At 64.1% G+C, this 19,291-nt stretch carries 18 protein-coding genes, 1 tRNA gene and 1 pseudogene; 9 read left to right on the plus strand and 11 right to left on the minus strand.

Annotated features, from left to right (window positions below; genetic code table 11):
• Window positions 1-27 precede the first annotated feature (27 nt).
• The 6 genes and pseudogenes from cmk to uvrB all read right to left on the minus strand — a co-directional run bounded on the left by cmk (window position 28) and on the right by uvrB (window position 6,679).
• Window positions 28-714: a (d)CMP kinase gene (cmk, locus tag V6W80_RS15965; RefSeq protein WP_007160398.1), complete on the minus strand. Its 687-nt coding sequence runs from the start codon at window positions 712-714 to the stop codon at window positions 28-30.
• 20 nt (window positions 715-734) lie between these two features.
• Window positions 735-1,658, minus strand: a pseudogene (locus V6W80_RS15970) (prephenate dehydrogenase/arogenate dehydrogenase family protein); the annotation flags it as partial.
• Window positions 1,651-2,763 (minus strand): histidinol-phosphate transaminase, encoded by a 1,113-nt coding sequence (hisC, locus tag V6W80_RS15975; RefSeq protein ID WP_338544785.1) that lies wholly within the window; start codon window positions 2,761-2,763, stop codon window positions 1,651-1,653. The pseudogene V6W80_RS15970 and the gene hisC, both read right to left, overlap by 8 nt.
• A gap of 160 nt (window positions 2,764-2,923) precedes the next feature.
• Window positions 2,924-3,052, minus strand: coding sequence for a hypothetical protein (locus V6W80_RS15980; RefSeq protein WP_338544786.1), 129 nt, complete (start codon window positions 3,050-3,052; stop codon window positions 2,924-2,926).
• Between the two features lie 57 nt (window positions 3,053-3,109).
• Entirely contained in the window at window positions 3,110-4,591 is a 1,482-nt protein-coding gene (gene gltX, locus V6W80_RS15985) for a glutamate--tRNA ligase (protein ID WP_338544787.1), read from the minus strand.
• A gap of 78 nt (window positions 4,592-4,669) precedes the next feature.
• On the minus strand, window positions 4,670-6,679 hold the full coding sequence (uvrB, locus tag V6W80_RS15990; RefSeq protein WP_093254813.1) for an excinuclease ABC subunit UvrB: 2,010 nt from the start codon (window positions 6,677-6,679) through the stop codon (window positions 4,670-4,672).
• A 247-nt stretch (window positions 6,680-6,926) separates the two neighbouring features.
• On the opposite strand from uvrB, the gene V6W80_RS15995 reads away from it, so the two are divergent.
• Together V6W80_RS15995 and V6W80_RS16000 are read left to right on the plus strand one after the other, a co-directional pair.
• Complete coding sequence (locus V6W80_RS15995) at window positions 6,927-8,129, plus strand: amino acid aminotransferase (protein WP_338544788.1); 1,203 nt, start codon at window positions 6,927-6,929, stop codon at window positions 8,127-8,129.
• An 82-nt stretch (window positions 8,130-8,211) separates the two neighbouring features.
• Window positions 8,212-8,287, plus strand: a tRNA-Asn gene (locus tag V6W80_RS16000).
• Between the two features lie 82 nt (window positions 8,288-8,369).
• Here V6W80_RS16000 and V6W80_RS16005 read toward each other — a convergent pair.
• Entirely contained in the window at window positions 8,370-8,744 is a 375-nt protein-coding gene (locus V6W80_RS16005) for a response regulator (RefSeq protein WP_017642052.1), read from the minus strand.
• Window positions 8,745-9,006: 262 nt separating this feature from the next.
• On the opposite strand from V6W80_RS16005, the gene V6W80_RS16010 reads away from it, so the two are divergent.
• From V6W80_RS16010 to V6W80_RS16020, 3 genes are all read left to right on the plus strand, one after another.
• Window positions 9,007-10,020, plus strand: a complete 1,014-nt coding sequence (locus V6W80_RS16010; RefSeq protein ID WP_064308339.1) for a sensor histidine kinase — start codon at window positions 9,007-9,009, stop codon at window positions 10,018-10,020.
• 76 nt (window positions 10,021-10,096) lie between these two features.
• On the plus strand, window positions 10,097-10,435 hold the full coding sequence (locus V6W80_RS16015) for a zinc ribbon domain-containing protein YjdM (RefSeq protein ID WP_026083960.1): 339 nt from the start codon (window positions 10,097-10,099) through the stop codon (window positions 10,433-10,435).
• Between the two features lie 75 nt (window positions 10,436-10,510).
• On the plus strand, window positions 10,511-11,053 hold the full coding sequence (locus V6W80_RS16020) for an invasion associated locus B family protein (RefSeq protein ID WP_017642049.1): 543 nt from the start codon (window positions 10,511-10,513) through the stop codon (window positions 11,051-11,053).
• A gap of 3 nt (window positions 11,054-11,056) precedes the next feature.
• Here the strand turns inward: V6W80_RS16020 and V6W80_RS16025 are convergent, their stop codons facing one another.
• From V6W80_RS16025 to V6W80_RS16040, 4 genes are all read right to left on the minus strand, one after another.
• Window positions 11,057-11,794: a hypothetical protein gene (locus V6W80_RS16025; RefSeq protein ID WP_338544789.1), complete on the minus strand. Its 738-nt coding sequence runs from the start codon at window positions 11,792-11,794 to the stop codon at window positions 11,057-11,059.
• Between the two features lie 158 nt (window positions 11,795-11,952).
• Window positions 11,953-12,711 carry an SDR family NAD(P)-dependent oxidoreductase gene (locus V6W80_RS16030; protein WP_338544790.1) on the minus strand — a complete coding sequence of 253 codons (759 nt, stop codon included), beginning with the start codon at window positions 12,709-12,711 and terminating at the stop codon, window positions 11,953-11,955.
• Window positions 12,712-12,943: 232 nt separating this feature from the next.
• A complete protein-coding gene (locus V6W80_RS16035) occupies window positions 12,944-14,437 on the minus strand; it encodes a CoA-acylating methylmalonate-semialdehyde dehydrogenase (protein WP_338544791.1) in 1,494 nt (497 codons plus the stop codon).
• Window positions 14,438-14,494: 57 nt separating this feature from the next.
• A complete protein-coding gene (locus tag V6W80_RS16040; RefSeq protein ID WP_338544792.1) occupies window positions 14,495-15,841 on the minus strand; it encodes an aspartate aminotransferase family protein in 1,347 nt (448 codons plus the stop codon).
• Between the two features lie 352 nt (window positions 15,842-16,193).
• Here V6W80_RS16040 and V6W80_RS16045 point away from each other — a divergent pair, with 352 nt between their 5' ends.
• Genes V6W80_RS16045 through V6W80_RS16060 form a run of 4 tightly spaced genes read left to right on the plus strand, consistent with a single transcriptional unit; the run spans window position 16,194 to window position 19,271 of the window.
• Window positions 16,194-17,039 (plus strand): transporter substrate-binding domain-containing protein, encoded by an 846-nt coding sequence (locus V6W80_RS16045; protein ID WP_338544793.1) that lies wholly within the window; start codon window positions 16,194-16,196, stop codon window positions 17,037-17,039.
• A gap of 55 nt (window positions 17,040-17,094) precedes the next feature.
• Window positions 17,095-17,916: an ATP-binding cassette domain-containing protein gene (locus V6W80_RS16050; RefSeq protein WP_173149263.1), complete on the plus strand. Its 822-nt coding sequence runs from the start codon at window positions 17,095-17,097 to the stop codon at window positions 17,914-17,916.
• Window positions 17,917-17,926: 10 nt separating this feature from the next.
• Window positions 17,927-18,598 carry an amino acid ABC transporter permease gene (locus V6W80_RS16055; protein WP_064308342.1) on the plus strand — a complete coding sequence of 224 codons (672 nt, stop codon included), beginning with the start codon at window positions 17,927-17,929 and terminating at the stop codon, window positions 18,596-18,598.
• A gap of 7 nt (window positions 18,599-18,605) precedes the next feature.
• Window positions 18,606-19,271 carry an amino acid ABC transporter permease gene (locus tag V6W80_RS16060; RefSeq protein WP_208694954.1) on the plus strand — a complete coding sequence of 222 codons (666 nt, stop codon included), beginning with the start codon at window positions 18,606-18,608 and terminating at the stop codon, window positions 19,269-19,271.
• The last annotated feature ends 20 nt before the right edge of the window (window positions 19,272-19,291 follow it).

Below are 19,291 nucleotides of genomic sequence, written 5' to 3' on the forward strand. Positions count from 1 at the left end.
ACCGACGACTCGGATGAGTCTCGGCCTTCATCCCGCCAGGTCGCGTTCGGCGGCCAGGGTCAGGATGCGTTCCAATACCTGTTGTATGGAGAGATGCGTGGAATCCAGCTCGACGGCATCGTCGGCCGGCTTGAGCGGAGCAACGCTACGCTGACTATCGCGGGCGTCCCGCTCACGGATCTCTTCCAGGAGGGCAGGCAAGCTAACATTTTCGCCCTTCTGCTTCAACTGAAGATAACGCCTCTGTGCCCGTTCCTCGGCACCGGCGGTCAGAAAGATCTTCAGCTCGGCGTCCGGGAACACCACGGTGCCCATGTCGCGACCGTCGGCGACCAGACCGGGCGCTTCGCGGAAGGCTTGCTGGCGCTGCAGCAGGGCATCGCGCACGGCCGGCAGGGTAGCGACCTGGGAGGCGCCTGCGCCGACTTCCTCGGTCCGGATGACGTCGGTGACGTCCTCGCCTTCGAGAATGATGCGCTGGCCGTGTTCATGGCCGGCGAGGAACTGGACGTCCAGATGGGCCGCCAGCAGCTTGAGCGACTCCTCGTTGGTGTAGTCCACGCCATGGTTGCGCGCAGCGAAGGCCAGCAGGCGATAGAGCGCGCCGGAATCCAGCAGATTCCAGCCGAGCTGCCGGGCGACCAGCGCCGCGAGGGTGCCTTTCCCCGAACCGCCGGGACCATCGAGGGTGATGACGGGTGCGGTACTGCTCATGAGTGCCCCTCCGTAAGAGAATGATGGGCGGCGACCTGGGCGCCAGCCTGGGTACGACTGGCGAGGATGCGCCCGAAGTATTCGCGCGCGCCGCGCGCATGGGTCAGCACCTCCATGAGGAACTGACCATCGCCGGCCTGGATGGCGCCGCGCAGTTCATCGAGATCGGTGCGATAGGTGTCCAGCGCCTGCAGCACGGCTTCGCGGTTGGCGATGAAGATGTCGTGCCACATGGTCGGATCGCTGCCGGCGATGCGGGTGAAATCGCGAAAGCCACCAGCGGCGTAGTGGAAGATTTCGCGGTTCTCGCTGCGCTTGGCCAGGGAGTCCACCAGATTGAAGGCCAGCAGATGGGGCAGATGGCTGGTGGCGGCGAGAACCTGGTCGTGGTGCTCTACGGTCATGTGCTCGACATCGGCCCCTATGGCGCGCCAGAGCCGATCGACCTTGTCCAGATCGGTCGGCAGGGTTTCTTCCAGCGGCGTCAGGATGACCTTGTGGCGATTGAACAGCGCCGCATTGGCCGCCGTGACGCCACTGCGCTCGGAGCCGGCGATGGGATGACCCGGCACGAAGCGCAGCGACTGACCGGCGAAGGCCCGCCGCGCAGCGCGTACCACATTGCCCTTGGCGCTGCCGACGTCGGTGAGGATGGCGCCCTGCAGTGGCAGGGCCGCAAGATCGGCCAGCACCCGCTCCATGGCGAGAATCGGTACGGCGAGCTGGATGACGTCGGCACCCGGGCAGGCCTCGGCCAGCTCGGCGACGCAGCGGTCGACGACGCCCAGTTCGACCGCCAGCCGGCGAGTCTCCGGATCCCGGTCGACCCCGACCACCTCACGGCAGAGGCCGCTGGCGCGGGCGCCCTTGGCGAAGGAGCCGCCGATCAGGCCCAGGCCGACAACGACGAGACGTTCGATCAGGGGGGTGGCCACTTCAGCCACGACCCAGGACCTTGCTCAGCGCCGCCAGGAAACGGGCATTTTCCGCTTCGGTGCCGATGGAGACGCGCAGGAAGGTGGGCATGCCATAGCCGGCGACGGGCCGCACGATGACGCCCTCCTGCAGCAGCCCCTGGTTGATCGGCGCGGCCTCGCGCCCCAGGTCCACGGCAATGAAATTGCCACGGGAGGGAATCCACTTGAGGTCGAGATCGCGGAAACCGGCTTCCAGCTGGGCCATGCCGGCATCGTTGAGGGCGCGGCTGCGGGCCAGGTAATCGCTGTCGGCCAAAGCCGCACAGGCCGCCGCCTGGGCCAGGCTGTTGACGTTGAACGGCTGGCGCACCCGGTTGAGGACATCGGCCACGGTCGGCGAGGAGAAGGCATAGCCGACGCGCAGGGCAGCCAGGCCATAGGCTTTGGAAAAGGTCCGCGAGACGATGAGGTTGGGGTACTGGGCCAGGAACGCCAGGCCGTCTGGCAGTTTATCACCTTCGGCGTATTCGATGTAGGCCTCGTCCAGTACCACCAGGACGTGCTCGGGCACACGGGCGAGGAAGCGCGCCAGGGCCTCGCTGTCGAACCAGGTGCCGGTGGGATTGTTGGGGTTGGCGACAAAGACCACCCGGGTGTCGGCATCGATGGCGGCGAGCATGGCCTCGAGATCATGCCCGTAGTCCTTGGCTGGGACGCTGCGGCCTTCCGCACCGATGGCCAGGGTCACCAGGGGATAGACGGCGAAGGCATGCTCGCTGAACACGGCGTTGTAGCCGGGTGCCAGGTAGGCGCGGGCGACCAGTTCGAGGATGTCGTTGGAGCCGTTGCCCAGGGTGATGCCAGTGGCGGCCACGCCGAAACGCTCGCTCAGGGCCTGCTTGAGGTCGAAGGCGTTGCCATCGGGATAGCGGGTCAGCTCGGCCAGTTCGGCGCGGATGGCGTCGAGGGCCTTGGCGCTGGGCCCGAGGGGGTTCTCGTTGCTGGCGAGCTTGACGATGCTGGCCGGCGCCATACCCAGCTCGCGGGCCAGTTCATCGACGGGCTTGCCGGGCACGTAGGGCGAAAGTTTCTGTACGCCGGGAAGGGCTTGTGCCAGGAAATCGCAGCTCATGGAGACCTCTTCAACTTGCGATGACGACGGTCGGGCCGCCGAAAATGGGCGCCATCTTAAAGCCAAGGCGGGTCGCGGACCAATCGAAGTTGTGCCTGCGCGACGGAAAGCCCCTCGCTGATGGCGCTGTAACGACCCGGTCACGGGTTGATCGTCAGGGTCAGATCGAGGATCGCGCGCCGGTCGACAATCCGGCCTGGCGATGGAGATTGACCGCCAGGGCGATCATCAGCGTTGCGTTGAGCAAGGCCAGCACGTCTTCCGGCATAGTGTGCCGCTGGGAGGTCATGGGCCCGTCCTGGCGCAAGCGAGAGGCCGACCCCAGGGCGGGTCGGCCGGGAGCCGGTTAGCCGAGTTCGGCCAGCAGCTTCTCCCACTCCTTGGTTTCCTTCTTGGAAGGCGCACCTAGCAACTCGACCGCCTGGCGCAGGCGGAAGCGGGTGAGGTCCGGCCCGAGGATTTCCATGGCATCCAGCACCGAGACCGAACTGGCCTGGCCGGTGATGGCGGCGAACAGCAGCGGCATGACGTCGCGCAGCTTGAGCTGCTGGTGCTCGGCGACGGTCTGGATCACCGCGGTGATGCGCTCCTTGTCCCACTGGCGCAGGGCTTCGAGCTTCCACAGCAGCAGCTGCATGACCAGGCGGACCTGGTCGGCGGCCAGCTTCTTGTGCTGGAACAGCGCCGGATCCAGATTCAGGGCGCCACTGAAGAAGAAGCCGGCCAGTGGGGCGATCTGGCTGAAGGTCTCGACGCGCTGCTGCACCAGGGGGGCGATCTTGAGCAGGTACTCGGGATTGAGCGCCCATTGCTGCACCTCGGCGGCGAAGCGCTCGGGGCTCAGCTCGCGCAGCCACTGGCCGTTGAGCCAGGAGAGCTTCTCGACGTCGAAGATCGGACCGCCGAGGGACACGCGCTGGAGGTCGAAATGCTCGACCATCTCGTCCAGGGTGAATTTCTCGCGCTCGTCGGGCATGGACCAGCCCATGCGGCCGAGGTAGTTGAGCATGGCCTCGGGCAGGTAGCCCATGCGCTGGTAGAAGGTCACCGAGGTGGGATTCTTGCGCTTGGAAAGCTTGCTCTTGTCCGGATTGCGCAGCAGCGGCATGTAGCAGAGTTGGGGCTGTTCCCAGCCGAAGTACTCGTAGAGCTTGATCAGCTTGGGCGCCGAGGGCAGCCACTCCTCGCCACGCAGGACGTGGGTGATGCCCATCAGGTGGTCGTCGACCACGTTGGCCAGGAAATAGGTGGGCAGGCCGTCGGCCTTCATCAGCACCTGCATGTCCATGCGATCCCAGGGGATCTCGACATCACCACGTAGCAGGTCGGGAACGACGCAGACGCCCTCCTCCGGCACCTTCATGCGGATCACATAGGGCTGGCCGGCATCCAGGCGCTGTTGCACCTCGTCCTGGCTCAGGCGCAGGCCTCGACCGTCGTAGCGCGGGGTCTCGCCGCGCGCCTGCTGCTCGGCACGCATCTGGTCGAGTTCTTCGGGCGTGGCGAAGCAGTAGAAGGCATGGCCCTTCTCCAACAGCTCACGAGCGTACTTCCAGTAGATCTCGCTGCGTTCGCTCTGCCGATAGGGGCCATGGGGGCCACCGACGTCCGGGCCCTCGTCCCACTCGATGCCCAGCCAGCGCAGGGCATCGTAGATCTGCTGTTCGGATTCGCGGGTCGAACGGACCTGGTCGGTATCCTCGATGCGCAGAATGAACTGCCCCCCGTGCTGACGGGCGAAGCAGAGGTTGAACAGGGCGATATAGGCGGTACCGACATGCGGGTCGCCGGTGGGCGACGGCGCGATGCGCGTGCGAACGGTGGTCATCGGCTTTCTCGAAAAACGCGAAGGGGCAAAGGCGGAATGGTAGCAGCGCCGGGGTCGGCGCTGCCAGTTGGAGCAGGCTTACACCTGGACCAGGCGCTCGCGCAGCGCCTGGATCTCGTCACGCAGCTGGGCAGCGGACTCGAACTGCAGGTCGCGCGCCAGTTGCAGCATCTTTTCTTCGAGCTGACGGATGCGCTTGCCGATCTCGCTCGGCGAGCGCAGTTCGGCGGCGTACTCACCCTGATCCTCGGCGGCCTTGGCCACGCGACGCTTGCCCTTGGCACCCGGGGCCGCAGCGCCTTCCATGATGTCGCGAATGTCCTTCTTGATGCCCTGGGGCACGATGCCGTGCTCTTCGTTGAAGGCCAGCTGCTTGTTGCGCCGGCGTTCGGTCTCGTCGATGGCCCGCTGCATGGAGCCGGTCATGTTGTCGGCATAGAGGATGGCCTTGCCGTTGAGGTTACGTGCCGCCCGGCCGATGGTCTGGATCAGCGAGCGCTCGGAACGCAGGAAGCCTTCCTTGTCGGCGTCGAGCACCGCCACCAGGGAGACCTCGGGCATGTCCAGGCCTTCGCGCAAGAGGTTGATGCCCACCAGGACGTCGAAGGTGCCCAGGCGCAGGTCGCGGATGATCTCCACCCGCTCCACGGTGTCGATGTCCGAGTGCAGGTAGCGCACCCGTACGTCGTGGTCGGCCAGGTAGTCGGTGAGGTCCTCGGCCATGCGCTTGGTCAGGGTGGTGCAGAGCACCCGCTCTTCCTGGGCCACGCGCAGGCGGATCTCGGAGAGCAGATCGTCCACCTGGGTGGTGGCCGGACGGATCTCGATGATGGGGTCGACCAGGCCGGTGGGGCGCACCACCTGCTCGACCACGCGGCCGGCGTGTTCTTCCTCATAGGGACCGGGGGTCGCCGAGACAAAGATGGTCTGGGGCGCACCGGCTTCCCACTCCTCGAACTTGAGCGGCCGGTTGTCCAGCGCCGAGGGCAGGCGGAAGCCGTATTCCACCAGGGTTTCCTTGCGCGAGCGGTCACCCTTGAACATGGCGCCGATCTGCGGAACGGTGACGTGGGATTCGTCGATTACCAGCAGGGCATTGCTCGGCAGGTAGTCGTAGAGAGTGGGGGGCGGCTCGCCCGGACCACGCCCGGACAGGTAGCGGCTGTAGTTCTCGATGCCGTTGCAATAGCCCAGTTCGAGGATCATCTCCAGGTCGAAGCGAGTGCGCTGCTCCAGCCGCTGCGCTTCGAGCAGACGATTCTGGCTGCGCAGCCATTCGAGGCGGTCGGCGAGCTCCAGCTTAATGTTCTCGATGGCGCCCAGCAGGGTCTCGCGCGGCGTGGCGTAGTGGGTCTTGGGATAGAAGGTGAAGCGCGGCAGTTTGCGGATCACCTCGCCGGTCAGCGGATCGAAGGCCGACAGACTCTCCACCTCGTCGTCGAACAGCTCGATACGCACCGCTTCCAGATCGGATTCCGCCGGGAAGATGTCGATGACGTCGCCACGTACCCGGAAGGTGGCACGGGCGAATTCCATGTCGTTGCGGCTGTATTGCAACTCGGCCAGCCGACGCAGGATGGTGCGCTGGTCGATGCGGTCGCCGCGATCCAGGTGCAGGACCATCTTCAGGTAGGCCTCGGGACTGCCCAGGCCGTAGATGGAGGATACCGAGGCGACGATGATGGCGTCCTTGCGCTCCAGCAAGGCCTTGGTGGCGGACAGGCGCATCTGCTCGATGTGGTCGTTGATGGACGAGTCCTTCTCGATGAAGGTGTCCGACGAGGGCACATAGGCTTCCGGCTGGTAGTAGTCGTAGTAGGAGACGAAGTACTCCACCGAGTTGTTCGGGAAGAAGGCCTTGAATTCGCCATAGAGCTGCGCGGCCAGGGTCTTGTTCGGCGCCAGCACCATGGTCGGGCGCTGCACCTGGGCGATGACATTGGCGATGCTGAAGGTCTTGCCCGAGCCGGTCACGCCGAGCAGGGTCTGGTGCGACAGGCCTGCCTCCAGGCCTTCCACCATCTGGCGAATGGCTTCGGGCTGGTCGCCGGCCGGGGTGTAGCGGGTGGAGAGCTGGAATGCGGACATGGCTGCCTCAGTAGCGCGAAAATGCACGGACACCACCGCACTGACGCAAGGCCAGGGCGGTGTGGGCGAGGAAAAAGCTGGAAGCCCCTAAATGAGGTCGCATGCGCCCCTTTGCAATCCGCCCGCAGCGCCGCACGTCAGGAAATCTCCTGCCGAGGTCGGGTCGCGATGGTGCCTGCAGGGGGCTATACTCCTGGTTCCTAAGCGTTCCGCCCTTCCTTTCACCCCTCATTCGAGCCCCTGCCCCATGAGTTTGTTCTCCGCCGTCGAAATGGCACCCCGCGACCCCATCCTTGGCCTGAACGAGGCCTATAACGCCGACGCCCGTCCGCACAAGGTCAATCTGGGCGTGGGGGTCTACTACGACGAGCAGGGCCGCATTCCGCTGTTGCGCGCCGTGGCCGAGGCCGAGCAGCAGCGCGTGGCCGCCCAGGCACCGCGTGGCTACCTGCCCATCGAGGGCATCGCCGCCTATGACCAGGCCGTCCAGCACCTGCTGTTCGGCGCCGAGTCGAGCCTGGTGCGCGAAGGCCGCGCCATCACCGTGCAGGCCGTTGGCGGCACCGGTGCACTGAAGATCGGCGCCGACTTCCTCAAGCGGCTGCTGCCGGATGCCGTGGTCGCCATCAGTGACCCGAGCTGGGAAAACCACCGCGCGCTGTTCGAGGGCGCCGGCTTTCCCGTGCAGAACTATCGCTACTACGACGCCGCCAGCAATGGCCTGAACCGCGCAGGTTTCCTGGCCGATCTCCAGGCATTGCCGGAGCGCTCGGTGGTGGTGCTGCATGCCTGCTGCCACAACCCCACCGGCGTCGATCTGCAGCCGGCCGACTGGCAGGCGGTGCTGGACGTGGTCAAGGCGCGCAACCTGGTGCCCTTCCTCGACATCGCCTACCAGGGCTTTGGCGACGGCATTGAGGAAGACGCCCAGGCGGTACGCCTGTTCGCCGACTCCGGCCTGACCTTCCTGGTCTCCAGCTCCTTCTCCAAGTCCTTCTCGCTGTATGGCGAGCGGGTCGGCGCCCTGACCCTGGTCAGCGAGAGCCGCGAGGAAAGCGCCCGGGTGCTGTCCCAGGTCAAGCGGGTGATCCGCACCAACTACTCCAACCCGCCGACCCATGGCGCCACCATCGTCGCCAGTGTGCTGAGCAATCCCGAGCTGCGCGCCCTCTGGGAAGCCGAACTGAGCGAGATGCGCCAGCGCATCCGCACCATGCGCAACGCCCTGGTGGAAGGCCTGGCCGCGGCTGGCGCTACCCGCGACTTCGCCTTCGTCAACGCCCAGCGCGGCATGTTCTCCTACTCCGGCCTCACCGCCGAGCAGGTCGAGCGGCTGAAGAGCGAATTCGGCATCTATGCGGTCAGTACCGGACGCATCTGTGTGGCCGCGTTGAACGAGCGCAATCTGCCGCCCACCATCCAGGCCATCGCCGCGGTATTGCAGGGCTGACGACGAGCTTTCGGCGGCCCGTTTTTCTGATGCCACCGATGCTTGACTTCCCGTTATCTATCAGTAAGATACGCCCCGTTGTTCCGCGATAGCTCAGTCGGTAGAGCAAATGACTGTTAATCATTGGGTCCCTGGTTCGAGTCCAGGTCGCGGAGCCAAAATCTGAAAAAGCCCGTAGCGGGCGACCGCTACGGGCTTTTTCATGGGCGCGATTTGGTCAGCGCCACAGCTGTCGAGTGCTTAGACAGGATTCATTTGAGCACCGGGCGCTGGGCAACTGCGGTGCAACGCCTCCAGATCCCAGGGTTTGGGCAGAAAGGTCGCCCGCGCCGCGCGAGCAGGGTTGTCGTCGCAATAGCCCGAGGTGATGACGATGGGCAGGTGGGCCTGACGGCCACGCGCCTGGAGTGCCAGATCCACACCACTTAGAAGGCCTGGCATCCGCACATCGGTAAAGAGCAGATCCAGCTTGGGCTGCGCTTCCTGCAAGAAGGCACAGGCGGCATCCGCGCTGCCAAAGGCATACACCTGATAACCCCAGCCTTCGAAGAGCTCCTGCAACAGCTCGCGCAGAACAGGCTCATCCTCGGCGACTAGCACACGCTGGCGATTCATGAGCGGATCCTGTGATTGAAAGATTGCAATCGTTTGACCATAGCAATCCACTAGCGTCCTGAGCTGTACGACCAAGGGCACTGTTGTACAAGAAACATACTTTACCGATTAGCGAGCGGGGGAAACGGCCGAGGCAGTCCAACTCTTGTACAGGCTGCCGCCGTCGGACCGGGCAAAGCCACCTTTGGTGCGCTCATCCCCCTAAGCGAGACCGCTATGCGTTAAGCTTGCGCCGCCGTTGTCTACCCCACAGGTTAGAGCCTTGGATCCTTCGTCTCGTCGTCATTGGATCAGCGATCTCAGCAGCAGGATCCGCGCTCGCCCGGTACTGGCCTACGGCCTCGCGCTGCTGGCGTTCGCCCTGGCCCTGGCGGCACGCTTCGCCCTGGTGGACGTCCTGCTGCAGGGCTTTCCCTACCTCACCTTCTTTCCCGCCGTCATCCTGACCACCTTCTTCTGCGGCAGCCGCGCCGGCACCCTGTGCGCCGTGCTGTCCGGGTTGGCCGCCTGGTACTTCTTCATTCCTCCGGGCTGGACCTTCGATGTCGGCGCCCAGGGCTTTCTGGCCCTGGCCTTCTACGTGGTCATCGTCGGTGTGGACATCGCCCTGATCCACTACATGCATAGAGCAAGCGCCCGACTGCGCGCGGAGCAGCAGGTGATCCACGACCTCTACGACGTCCAGACGACGATGTTCCAGGAGTTGCAGCACCGGGTAGCCAACAACATCCAGTTCATCGCCTCGTTGCTCATGCTGCAGCAACTCAAGTTGCCCGGCGACAGCCAGGCGTCCCAAGCCCTGGAAGAGGCGCGTTCGCGACTGGAGAGCATTTCGCGCATCCACCGGCGACTGCACGATCCGGCCGACGCCGCGCAGCCAGTGGCCCATCACCTGCAGCTGCTGACCAATGACCTGCTGGCCGCCGCGGGACAGGCCAACGTCTCCTGCGCCATCACTGCCGAGCCGCTGAATTTCGACCTTCCCCGCCTGACCACCCTGTCGATGCTGGTGGCCGAGGTGGTGACCAACTCCCTCAAGCACGCCTTTGACGCCAGCCAGCGTGGGCTGATCAGCATCAGCCTGCAACGCGACGACGATCAGCGACTGCTGTTGCGCATCGCCGACAATGGTCGGGGCATGCCGCAGCAGTTCAATCCGCGCACCAGCCAGCGCCTGGGCTTCAAGATCATCAACAGCCTGGCCGAACAGCTCGGCGGCGAAGCCCGCTATCGCAACGACAATGGCACCGTGGTCGAGGTGCAGCTGGCCGCCTAGTGCAACGGCCTCAGACACCCGGGTGCGGCTAAAACCCTATACAATGCGCGGCTTTTCCAGCCAGGTGTCCTTCGCCATGACCGCTCTGCCGCCCTGCCCCCTCTGTGCTTCCGAATACACCTACGCCGACGGCGCTCAGCTGATCTGTCCGGAGTGCGCCCACGAATGGACGCCCGGTGACACCGGTGCCACGGATGAAGCCAAGGTGATCCGCGATGCGGTCGGCAATACCCTGCAGGACGGCGACACCGTCAGCGTGATCAAGGATCTCAAGGTCAAGGGCTCGTCCCTGGTGGTCAAGGTCGGCACCAAGGTCAAGAACATCCGCCTGGTCGATGGCGATCACGACATCGACTGCAAGATCGAGGGCATAGGTGCGATGAAGCTCAAATCCGAGTTCGTCAAAAAGGTCTGATCGTCGTGCCGGGGTGTTCCCTGGCGGAGCGATGGCCTACCCTTGAGGCTCTTTTCCTCCTGCCAAGGACTCTCCATGTCTTATCGCTTTCTCCGCCCGGCCCTGTTCCTCGCGCCCCTGCTGCTCGCCGGCCAGGCCTTCGCCCAGTCGGCGCCTGCCAACGCCCAGGAACCCCAGCCGTCGGTCACGGAGAAATATGGCGACTGGCAGGTGATCTGCCGCATCGCCCGTAATGCGGACCGTTCCGTACAGCTGTGCGCCATCACCCAGCAGAAGGACAGCGCCAAGGGCCAGCGCATGCTGGTCACCGAGCTGCGCCCCAATCGCGAAGGCGTGGACGGCATCCTGGTGCTGCCCTTCGGCGTGGCGGTGACCAAGCCGATCTCGCTGCAGATCGACAAGCGCAGCCTGGAGAATCGGCCCTTCCATACCTGCATCCCCCAGGGCTGCGTGGTGCCGGTGGAATTCGTCGGTGACGTCTTCAAGCAGCTGCAGCGCGGTGGGCGCCTGACCGTGACCACCCCGGTCGCCAACGGCGAGACCGCCAGCGAAAGCCTGTCGCTCAAGGGCTTCTCCAAGGCCTATGACCGCGCCAAGGAACTGACCAAGCCGCTGTGATCGCTACTGCACCGGCAGGAAGTTGATGAACAGCAGGCTCTGGGCGTAGTTGACGCCGATGCGCCGGTAGCGCTCGTCCAGCAACTGGGCGAGCAGGTCCAGGCGAGCGACGATCTTGCCGAACTCGGTGGCGAAGCTGAGGTTGCTGCCCTCCTCCGAGATCTCGTTGGCGAACAGCAGGGGCTCGCCCTCGGCGTTCTTGCGCTGGCCGAGCAGCCAGGTGGCCTTCTCGATGTTACGGGCGGCATTGTTGACGAAGCGCGCATTCACCACATCGGTGATGTAGAACTCGGTGCGATTGCCGTGGGCGGCGATGATCATGCTGCCGATGGCATAGATGAAGGCACCGACGCGGTCACCCTGATAATCTTCACCCAGCACGTAGCTCAGGGCCGCCACTTCCTTGCGTCCGCCCAGTGCCGGCAGGCTGCGTCGCTGCTCGATGGCCGTGCGAATCTCCCGCTCGGCGCTGGCGGCATCGGGCAGCCCGGTCTTCTTCCATTCGGCCGGATTGCGCAGGTAGAGCTTGTTCATCAGCCGATAGAGACTCTGCAGATTAGCCTGCATGGCGAGGGTGGCCATGCGGTCGGAACTGGTCTGCAGGAATTCGCTGGGGCGGGTCTTGCCGAATTGCCGGGCGATGTCCTGAGCGGACTGGCTGCTACAGCCGGTCAGACTCGCGAGCAGGAGGCCAATCACACACCCGAGACGGGCGACGGCTGTGAAGGTAGGGGCAGGCATGGAAGCTTCGGCAATGGAGGGCAGCCGAAGGGTAAAGCCTTCCCTGGCCGGCCTGCTGTGCGGCAGGCCAAGGAATGGGTTTTTCTAACGCTCAGTCGTTGCTGCGGAAAACGAATAGCCGTGCCGCCTCACTGCCACGGGTGAAGATGCAGGCATTGTTATCGGATGTAGCTCCCACCATTGATATCAAGAGTTGCGCCGTTTAATGAGCGCTGCGAAGTCCGTAGAACAAAGGCTACCAACTCGGCAAGTTCTTCTAGGGCAACAGCCCGGCCTATCGGAATATCCCGCGTCACAGCTTGTTGACCATGAATAGCCATGAAGCTTTCTGCCATTTCGGTACCCACCCAGCCAGGCGCTATAGCTACAGCAGTGATCCCGTCAGCGCCGAATGAGGTAGCAATGGATTTGGTCAGATTGATAAGTGCCGCTTTCGACGCCCCATACTGCATGGCGTCAGCGGAATAGCCCCGCTGCCCGGCCCGGCTTGCCATATTTACAATACGGCCACCTCCATTCGACCTGAAATGGATTATGGCCTCCTTGCATAGGTCCGCAGCGGCAAAGAAATTGATCTGAAACTCTCTCCGCCAAGTCCTCTGCCATTCCGCAGGGGCAGCCTCCACCGAAACCTCGTTGCGGACACCTGCATTGTTCACCAAGGCATCTATATGACGCGTGATCGCCATAGATTGGTGCCACAACTCGAGAGGCCCACCCTCGGTTCCTAGGTCGCCACAAACGAGATGCCCGGCGCCACCGATACTGGCGAGCAGATGCTCGGCACGTCCTCTGTTTCTACTGTAATGGATGATGACCTCGGCCCCTTGGCCAGCTAGCTGCCGAACGATGGCCCCTCCAATGTCGCCAGATGCGCCAGTGACCAATACCGTCTGACCAAGCAAGGGTTTGTTCATCTTTTTCTCAGGCAATAAGCGTCTGAACAGAAAGCATGCACTGGGTGGCATGCCGCTCCACCAGCCAAGACAGGGAGCGTCCAGCCTTGGCTGGAGCCACAGCCGTCGATGAAGTCCATGCGCGAGAGAAAAGCTTCAATTCGCCTCAAATCAACTGCCAGCAGGACGTTGGATAGTGCTGACGCAGCAAAGCTGGCGCCTGTGACGCCAGCTTTGCCACCACCTGCTTGACTCAGCCGTTGCTGGGGAAGGCGAACTGCGAAGCCTCCTGGGTCTCACGTTGCGGCCAACGCTGGGTGATGGTCTTGCGACGGGTGTAGAAGCGCACACCGTCGGGGCCATAGGCGTGAAGGTCGCCGAACAGCGATCTCTTCCAGCCGCCGAAGCTGTGGTAGGCCACCGGCACCGGCAGCGGCACGTTGATGCCGACCATGCCCACTTCGATCTGATCGCCGAACAGCCGCGCCGCTTCGCCGTCGCGGGTGAAGATGCAGGTGCCATTGCCGTATTCGTGGGCATTGATCAGGGCGATGCCCTCTTCCAGGCTCTTGACCCGCACCACGCAGAGTACCGGTCCGAAGATCTCTTCCTTGTAGATGCGCATCTCCGGGGTGACCTGATCGAACAGGCAGCCACCGAGGAAGAAGCCTTCTTCGTGATCGGCGACCTTGAGGCTGCGGCCGTCCACCACCAGCTTGGCGCCTGCGGCGACGCCATCGGCGACGTAGCCGGTGACCTTGTCCAGGTGCGCGCCGGTTACCAGCGGGCCCATGTCCAGGCCGCACTGGGTGCCGGGGCCAACCTTGAGCTTCTCGATCTCCGGCACCAGGCGGGCGATCAGGGCATCGGCGACCTGGTCACCGACGCAGACCGCTACCGAAATGGCCATGCAGCGTTCGCCGCAGGAGCCATAGGCGGCGCCCATCAGGGCATTGACGGTATTGCCGAGGTCGGCGTCGGGCATGACCACCGCATGGTTCTTGGCGCCGCCCAGGGCCTGGACGCGCTTGCCCTTGGCGGTGCCGCGGGCATAGATGTATTCGGCGATGGGGGTGGAGCCGACAAAGCTCAGCGCCTTGACCTCGGGGGCGTCGATCAGCCCGTCCACGGCTTCCTTGTCGCCATGCACCACGTTCAACACGCCCTTGGGCAGGCCGGCTTCTTCGAACAGCTGGGCGATGGCCAGGGTGGAACTGGGATCGCGCTCGCTGGGCTTGAGGATGAAGGTGTTGCCGCAGGCGATGGCCAGCGGGTACATCCACAGCGGCACCATGGCCGGGAAGTTGAAGGGGGTGATGCCGGCCACCACGCCCAGGGGCTGGAAGTCGGACCAGGTGTCGATGCTCGGACCGGCGTTGCGGTTGTATTCGCCCTTGAGCAGCTCGGGTGCGGCAGTGGCGTATTCGACGTTCTCGATGCCACGGCGCAATTCGCCGGCGGCGTCTTCCAGGGTCTTGCCGTGCTCTTCGCTGATCAGCTGCACCAGGCGCTCTTCGTTGCTTTCCAGCAGCTGCTTGAAGCGGAACAGCACCTGGGCGCGCTTGGCCGGTGGGGTGTTGCGCCAGGCGGGAAAGGCGGCCTGGGCGGCGTCGACGGCCTGCTGCAGAGTGGCCGCATCGGCCAAGGGCACTTCGCGGATGACCGCGCCGGTGGAGGGGTTGTAGACCGGTGCGCGGCGGCTGCCACCGTCGACCAGCTGGCCGCCGATGAGATGCTTGAGGCTCATGAAAGGACTCCTTGTACGAGGGATAGGCGCTCCCGCCGGGGAGCGCCGGAAAGGGGGTCAGTCGAGGCGATTGAGGACATCACCGACCGCGGCGAAGACGCGATCCAGATCTTCGATCCTGGCGTTGAAGGTGGGCCCGAATTGCAGGGTGTCGCCACCAAAACGCACATAGAAGCCGGCCTTCCACAGGGCGATGCCGGCCTCATAGGGACGGATCACCGCATCGCCGTCACGCGGGGCGAGCTGCAGGGCACCGGCCAGGCCGCAGTTGCGGATGTCCACCACGTGCTTGGCGCCCTTGAGGCCATGCAGCGAGGCTTCGAACTTGGGCGCCAGCTCGGCGGCCTGCTGCACCAGATTTTCACGCTCCATGAGCTCCAGCGCCGCCAGACCCGCGGCACAGGCCACCGGATGGGCCGAATAGGTGTAGCCGTGGGGAAACTCGACCATGTGCTCAGGGGTGGCCTGGTTCATGAAGGTGTCGTAGATGGCGCTGCTGGCGATCACCGCGCCCAGGGGTACGGCGCCATTGGTGACTTGCTTGGCGACGTTCATTAGGTCTGGCGTCACGCCGAAGTATTCGGCGCCGGTATGACGGCCCATGCGGCCAAAGGCGGTGATGACCTCGTCGAAGATCAGCAGGATGTCGTGCTGGGTGCAGATCTCGCGCAGGCGCTGCAGATAGCCCACCGGCGGCACGATCACCCCGGCCGAGCCGGACATGGGCTCGACGATGACGGCCGCGATATTGGACGCATCGTGCAGCTCGATCAGCTTGAGCAGCTCGTTGGCCAGCTCGACGCCGCCGGTCTCGGCCATGCCCTTGGTGAAGGCCATGCCCGGTTGCAGGGTATGGGGCAGATGGTCGACGTCCATGAAGGAGCCATACATCTTCCGGTTGCCGCCGATGCCGCCCAGGCTGGTGCCGGCAATGTTGACGCCGTGGTAGCCGCGGGCCCGGCCGATCAGCTTGGTCTTGGCCGGTTGACCCTTGATGCGCCAGTAGGCCCGCGCCAGCTTGACCGAGGTGTCGGCGCTCTCGGAACCCGAGCCGGTGAAGAAGACATGATCCAGACCGGCCGGAGTCAGTTCGGCCATCTTTTCGGCCAGCTGGAAGGACAGCGGATGGCCGTACTGGAAGCCCGGCGAATAGTCGAGGGTACCCAGCTGACGTGCCACGGCCTCCTGGATCTCCTTGCGCGAGTGACCGGCGCCGCAGGTCCAGAGTCCGGAGAGGCTGTCGTAGATGCGCCGACCCTGGTCATCCGTCAGCCAGCTGCCCTCGGCGGCTATTACGATGCGCGGATCCTTCTGGAAGGCGCGATTGGCGGTGAAGGGCATCCAGTGGGCGCGCAGATTGAGCTGCGCGGCGACGGGTGGGGAAACGGTCAGCGGCTGGTTCATGACAGGGCCTCGGGGCGGTGACGTTGAGCCTGCAGAGTACGTTCAGCCTTGCGTGAGTTAAATGGTTTTTTTCTCACACTTGGATTCAACAAAAATCACGTTAAGTCTCTGGTTCCGTTTTCGGGAAATTTTTTTCCTGCAGCGGTGGGTAGCCTTTTATCTCGGCATATCAAGGATTTACCAGCCGAGCTCAACTGGAGCTGCAGCACTTTTACGGCAGCGCTGCTGAGGAAGCCCGTTGACAGTCCCAATTCGCCACTCCTAATCTGCATGCAGCGCTGAATACAACTACACACACAAAAAAGCTTTTTTGCCTCCTGCCTATAACAATCGTCCAAATGGAGTAGCAGCTATGGCTCGGCGTCTATCGCGTTCGCAATCCCTTCGTGCAGTCCTGGGTAGTCTGGCAATCGCCGGCGCCCTGCTCTGGCAGCCGGCCGCTCAGGCCGAGCAGGCCGGCGTGTGGCAGCAGGTCCAGAAAGCCGGCGTCTTGAAATGCGGGGCCGCAGTCGCCGCGCCCTATGTGATGCGCGATGCCGCCTCGGCGAAATACAGCGGCTACTTCGTCGATCTGTGCCGTGACTTCGGCGAGCGAGTGCTCAAGGTCAAGGTGGAGTTCGTCGACACCAACTGGGACAACCTGGTCGCCGGCCTGCAGGGCGGCAAGTGGGATCTGGCCATGGCACTCAACCAGACACCCGAGCGGGCCCTGGCCGTGGCCTTCAGCACGGCCGCCACCGACTATCAGATCTCGCTGTTGCTGAACAAGGACAACCCCAAGCTGGCCCAGGCCGGCGAGACCTTGACGGACTACGACAAACCTGGCGTGACCTTCGCAGTGATGTCCGGTACGGCCGCGGACAAGGCGATCTCGGCCGTCATCAAGCAAGGGACCGTGATGCGTCTCCCCGGTATGGACGAGACACGTCTGGCGGTGATGTCCCGCCGCGCCGACGTGCTGGTCGATGCCAGCGACACCAATCACCTCTTCGCCATCGCCAACCCCACCTGGGCCAAAGAAGTAATGCCCAAGCCGGCGCTGGCCAAGCAGGGCGTGGCCTTCGGCGTGCGCCGCGACATCTCCTGGGTCGACATGCAGGTGTTGAACATCTATCTCACCCAGCGTCGCGAGACGGGTGAGATCGCCGCCCTCGTGGACAAGGCCTCCGAGCAGGTCAACGCCCAGAAAGCCCCGTAACCCGCCGCTGAGACAAAGGACTCGTCCTGACGAGTCCTTACCGGAGTTCGCCCCTATGAAAGCCGTTTCCATCATGCCGACGCCCCTTGCCACCGCCGCACCGGAGACCCGCCCGGGTCCCGATGGCTTCGTCCAGTTCCAGCACGTGTGCAAGAGCTATGGTCCGGAGCTCAAGGTCATGGACGACTTCTGCCTGGACATGCGTGCCGACGACCGTCTGGTGATCATCGGCCCGAGTGGCAGCGGCAAGAGTTCGCTGCTGCGCGTGATGATGGGGCTGGAAAGCATCCAGGACGGCCGCATCCACTTCCAGGGCCAGCCCTATATAGAAGGTCGCAACGGACGTAGTCAGGTGCTGGATCGAGAACTGCACCGGCAGATCGGCATGGTCTTCCAGCACTACACCCTGTTTCCCCACCTGTCGGTGCTGGGCAATCTGGTCCTGGCGCCCATGAAGGTACGCGGATTGTCGCGCGCCGAAGCCACCGAAAAGGCTCGGCTGTACCTCGCCCGACTGGGCCTGGAAAGCAAGCTGCACGCTTATCCCAGCCAGCTGTCGGGTGGCCAGAAGCAGCGCGTCGCCATCGCCCGCGCGCTGATGCTGGAACCGGCGCTGATGCTCTTCGACGAGGTCACCTCCGCCCTCGACCCGGAAATGGTGATCGAGGTGCAGAACGTGATGCTGCAGCTGGCCGAGCAGCGCATGGCGATGATCATCGTCACCCACGACATGCACTTCGCCAAGCACATCGCGACCCGCGTGGTGTTCTGCGCCAACGGCCGACCGGTCGAGGAAGGCCCGCCCGAGGAACTGTTCAGACGTCCGCGCGAGCCCCGCACCCGGGAATTCCTGGAAAAGGTCCTGCACCTGGATTGAGGACAGCGCCATGAACTACCAATTCGACTTTCATTTTCTCAACGGTACCCTGGGCCCGCTCTGGCAGGGCCTCAAGGTGACCCTGCAACTCGCCCTGGCTGCCAATCTCATGGGCCTGGTGCTGGGTTTCCTGCTGTGCCTGCTGACCCTGAATCGCTGGCGCCTGGTACGGCTGCCCGCCCAGCTGTTCATCGAGTTCTTCCGCTGCACCCCGGTCCTGCTGCAGATCGTCTGGTTCTTCTATTGCGTGCCCATGCTGTTCAACGTCTTCGTCGACCCCATCACCATGGGCGTGCTGGCGCTGGGCCTTAACCTCACCGCCTTCAATGCCGAGGCCTACCGCGCCGGCGTACAGGCCGTGCCGCGTGAGCATCTGGATGCCAGCGTCGCTCTCGGCCTGGGACCGCTGAACCGCACCCTCTATGTGGTGCTGCCGCAGGCGTTGCGCAGTGCCCTGCCGGTACTGATGACCAATGGCATCGGCATCCTCCAGCAGAGCGCCCTGGTCGCCATCGTGGCCGTGGCCGATCTGATGTACATCGGCAAGTCCATCGCCACCGAAGCCTATCGCCCGCTGGAAACCTACTCGCTGATCGCCCTGATCTACTTCGCCCTGTCCTTGCCAATCGCCCAGCTGGTGCGCCTCGTCGAACGCCGCCAAGACGCGGCCCTGGAGCGCTGAGATGGATATGCAACTCGACTTCTCCATCGTCCTCGGCTACTGGCAGGTGCTGCTCAAGGGGCTGGGACTGACGCTGACCATCACCCTCGGCTGCGCCCTGGTGGGCAGCCTGCTGGGCTTCGGCCTGAGCCTGGTCCAGCTGGCGCCCAGTCGGCTGCTGCGGGCGCCAGTGCGGCTCTATGTGGAATTCTTTCGCGGCACGCCCCTGCTGATCCAGCTGTTCTGGGTGTTCTTCTGCTTTCCGGTGGTGTTCGGCCTGTCGATCTCACCCTATGTCTCGGTGGTGATCTCCCTCACGCTGTTCATGGCGGCGATCACCAGCGAGACCTTTCGCGGCGCCCTCAAGTCCATCGCCGGCGAACAGCACGATGCCTGCGTGGCCCTCGGCCTGTCGCCCGGGGTGAAGGTCCTCTACGTCATCTTTCCCCAGGCGCTGCTTCGCGCCATCCCGCCGTTACTCTCCAACGTCATCAGCCTGTTCAAGGAAAGCGCCCTGATCTCCTCGGTCGGGGTGGCGGACCTGATGTTCGTCGGCCAGAACCTTTCCAACAGCACGGCGCGTCCGGTCGAGTTCCTCTCGGCGGTGGCCGTCATCTACTTCTGCATCGCCTTTCCCCTGACCCGTCTGGTCGGCCTCGTCGAGGCCCGGCTGTTGCGACGCTTCGCCTACTGATCGCCCATCCCGAAGAGGTA

Origin of the sequence: Pseudomonas benzopyrenica (genome assembly GCF_036884265.1) — a bacterium.
Taxonomy (GTDB): Bacteria; Pseudomonadota; Gammaproteobacteria; order Pseudomonadales; family Pseudomonadaceae; genus Chryseomonas; species Chryseomonas benzopyrenica.

Bases quoted from the DNA above. Each gene is read 5' to 3' on its own strand.
- cmk (WP_007160398.1), bottom strand. From the start codon at position 714: ATGAGCAGTACCGCACCCGTCATCACCCTCGATGGTCCCGGCGGTTCG.
- hisC (WP_338544785.1), bottom strand. From the start codon at position 2,763: ATGAGCTGCGATTTCCTGGCACAAGCCCTTCCCGGCGTACAGAAACTT.
- V6W80_RS15980 (WP_338544786.1), bottom strand. From the start codon at position 3,052: ATGACCTCCCAGCGGCACACTATGCCGGAAGACGTGCTGGCCTTGCTC.
- gltX (WP_338544787.1), bottom strand. From the start codon at position 4,591: ATGACCACCGTTCGCACGCGCATCGCGCCGTCGCCCACCGGCGACCCG.
- uvrB (WP_093254813.1), bottom strand. From the start codon at position 6,679: ATGTCCGCATTCCAGCTCTCCACCCGCTACACCCCGGCCGGCGACCAG.
- V6W80_RS15995 (WP_338544788.1), top strand. From the start codon at position 6,927: ATGAGTTTGTTCTCCGCCGTCGAAATGGCACCCCGCGACCCCATCCTT.
- V6W80_RS16005 (WP_017642052.1), bottom strand. From the start codon at position 8,744: ATGAATCGCCAGCGTGTGCTAGTCGCCGAGGATGAGCCTGTTCTGCGC.
- V6W80_RS16015 (WP_026083960.1), top strand. From the start codon at position 10,097: ATGACCGCTCTGCCGCCCTGCCCCCTCTGTGCTTCCGAATACACCTAC.
- V6W80_RS16020 (WP_017642049.1), top strand. From the start codon at position 10,511: ATGTCTTATCGCTTTCTCCGCCCGGCCCTGTTCCTCGCGCCCCTGCTG.
- V6W80_RS16025 (WP_338544789.1), bottom strand. From the start codon at position 11,794: ATGCCTGCCCCTACCTTCACAGCCGTCGCCCGTCTCGGGTGTGTGATT.
- V6W80_RS16030 (WP_338544790.1), bottom strand. From the start codon at position 12,711: ATGAACAAACCCTTGCTTGGTCAGACGGTATTGGTCACTGGCGCATCT.
- V6W80_RS16035 (WP_338544791.1), bottom strand. From the start codon at position 14,437: ATGAGCCTCAAGCATCTCATCGGCGGCCAGCTGGTCGACGGTGGCAGC.
- V6W80_RS16040 (WP_338544792.1), bottom strand. From the start codon at position 15,841: ATGAACCAGCCGCTGACCGTTTCCCCACCCGTCGCCGCGCAGCTCAAT.
- V6W80_RS16045 (WP_338544793.1), top strand. From the start codon at position 16,194: ATGGCTCGGCGTCTATCGCGTTCGCAATCCCTTCGTGCAGTCCTGGGT.
- V6W80_RS16050 (WP_173149263.1), top strand. From the start codon at position 17,095: ATGAAAGCCGTTTCCATCATGCCGACGCCCCTTGCCACCGCCGCACCG.
- V6W80_RS16055 (WP_064308342.1), top strand. From the start codon at position 17,927: ATGAACTACCAATTCGACTTTCATTTTCTCAACGGTACCCTGGGCCCG.
- V6W80_RS16060 (WP_208694954.1), top strand. From the start codon at position 18,606: ATGCAACTCGACTTCTCCATCGTCCTCGGCTACTGGCAGGTGCTGCTC.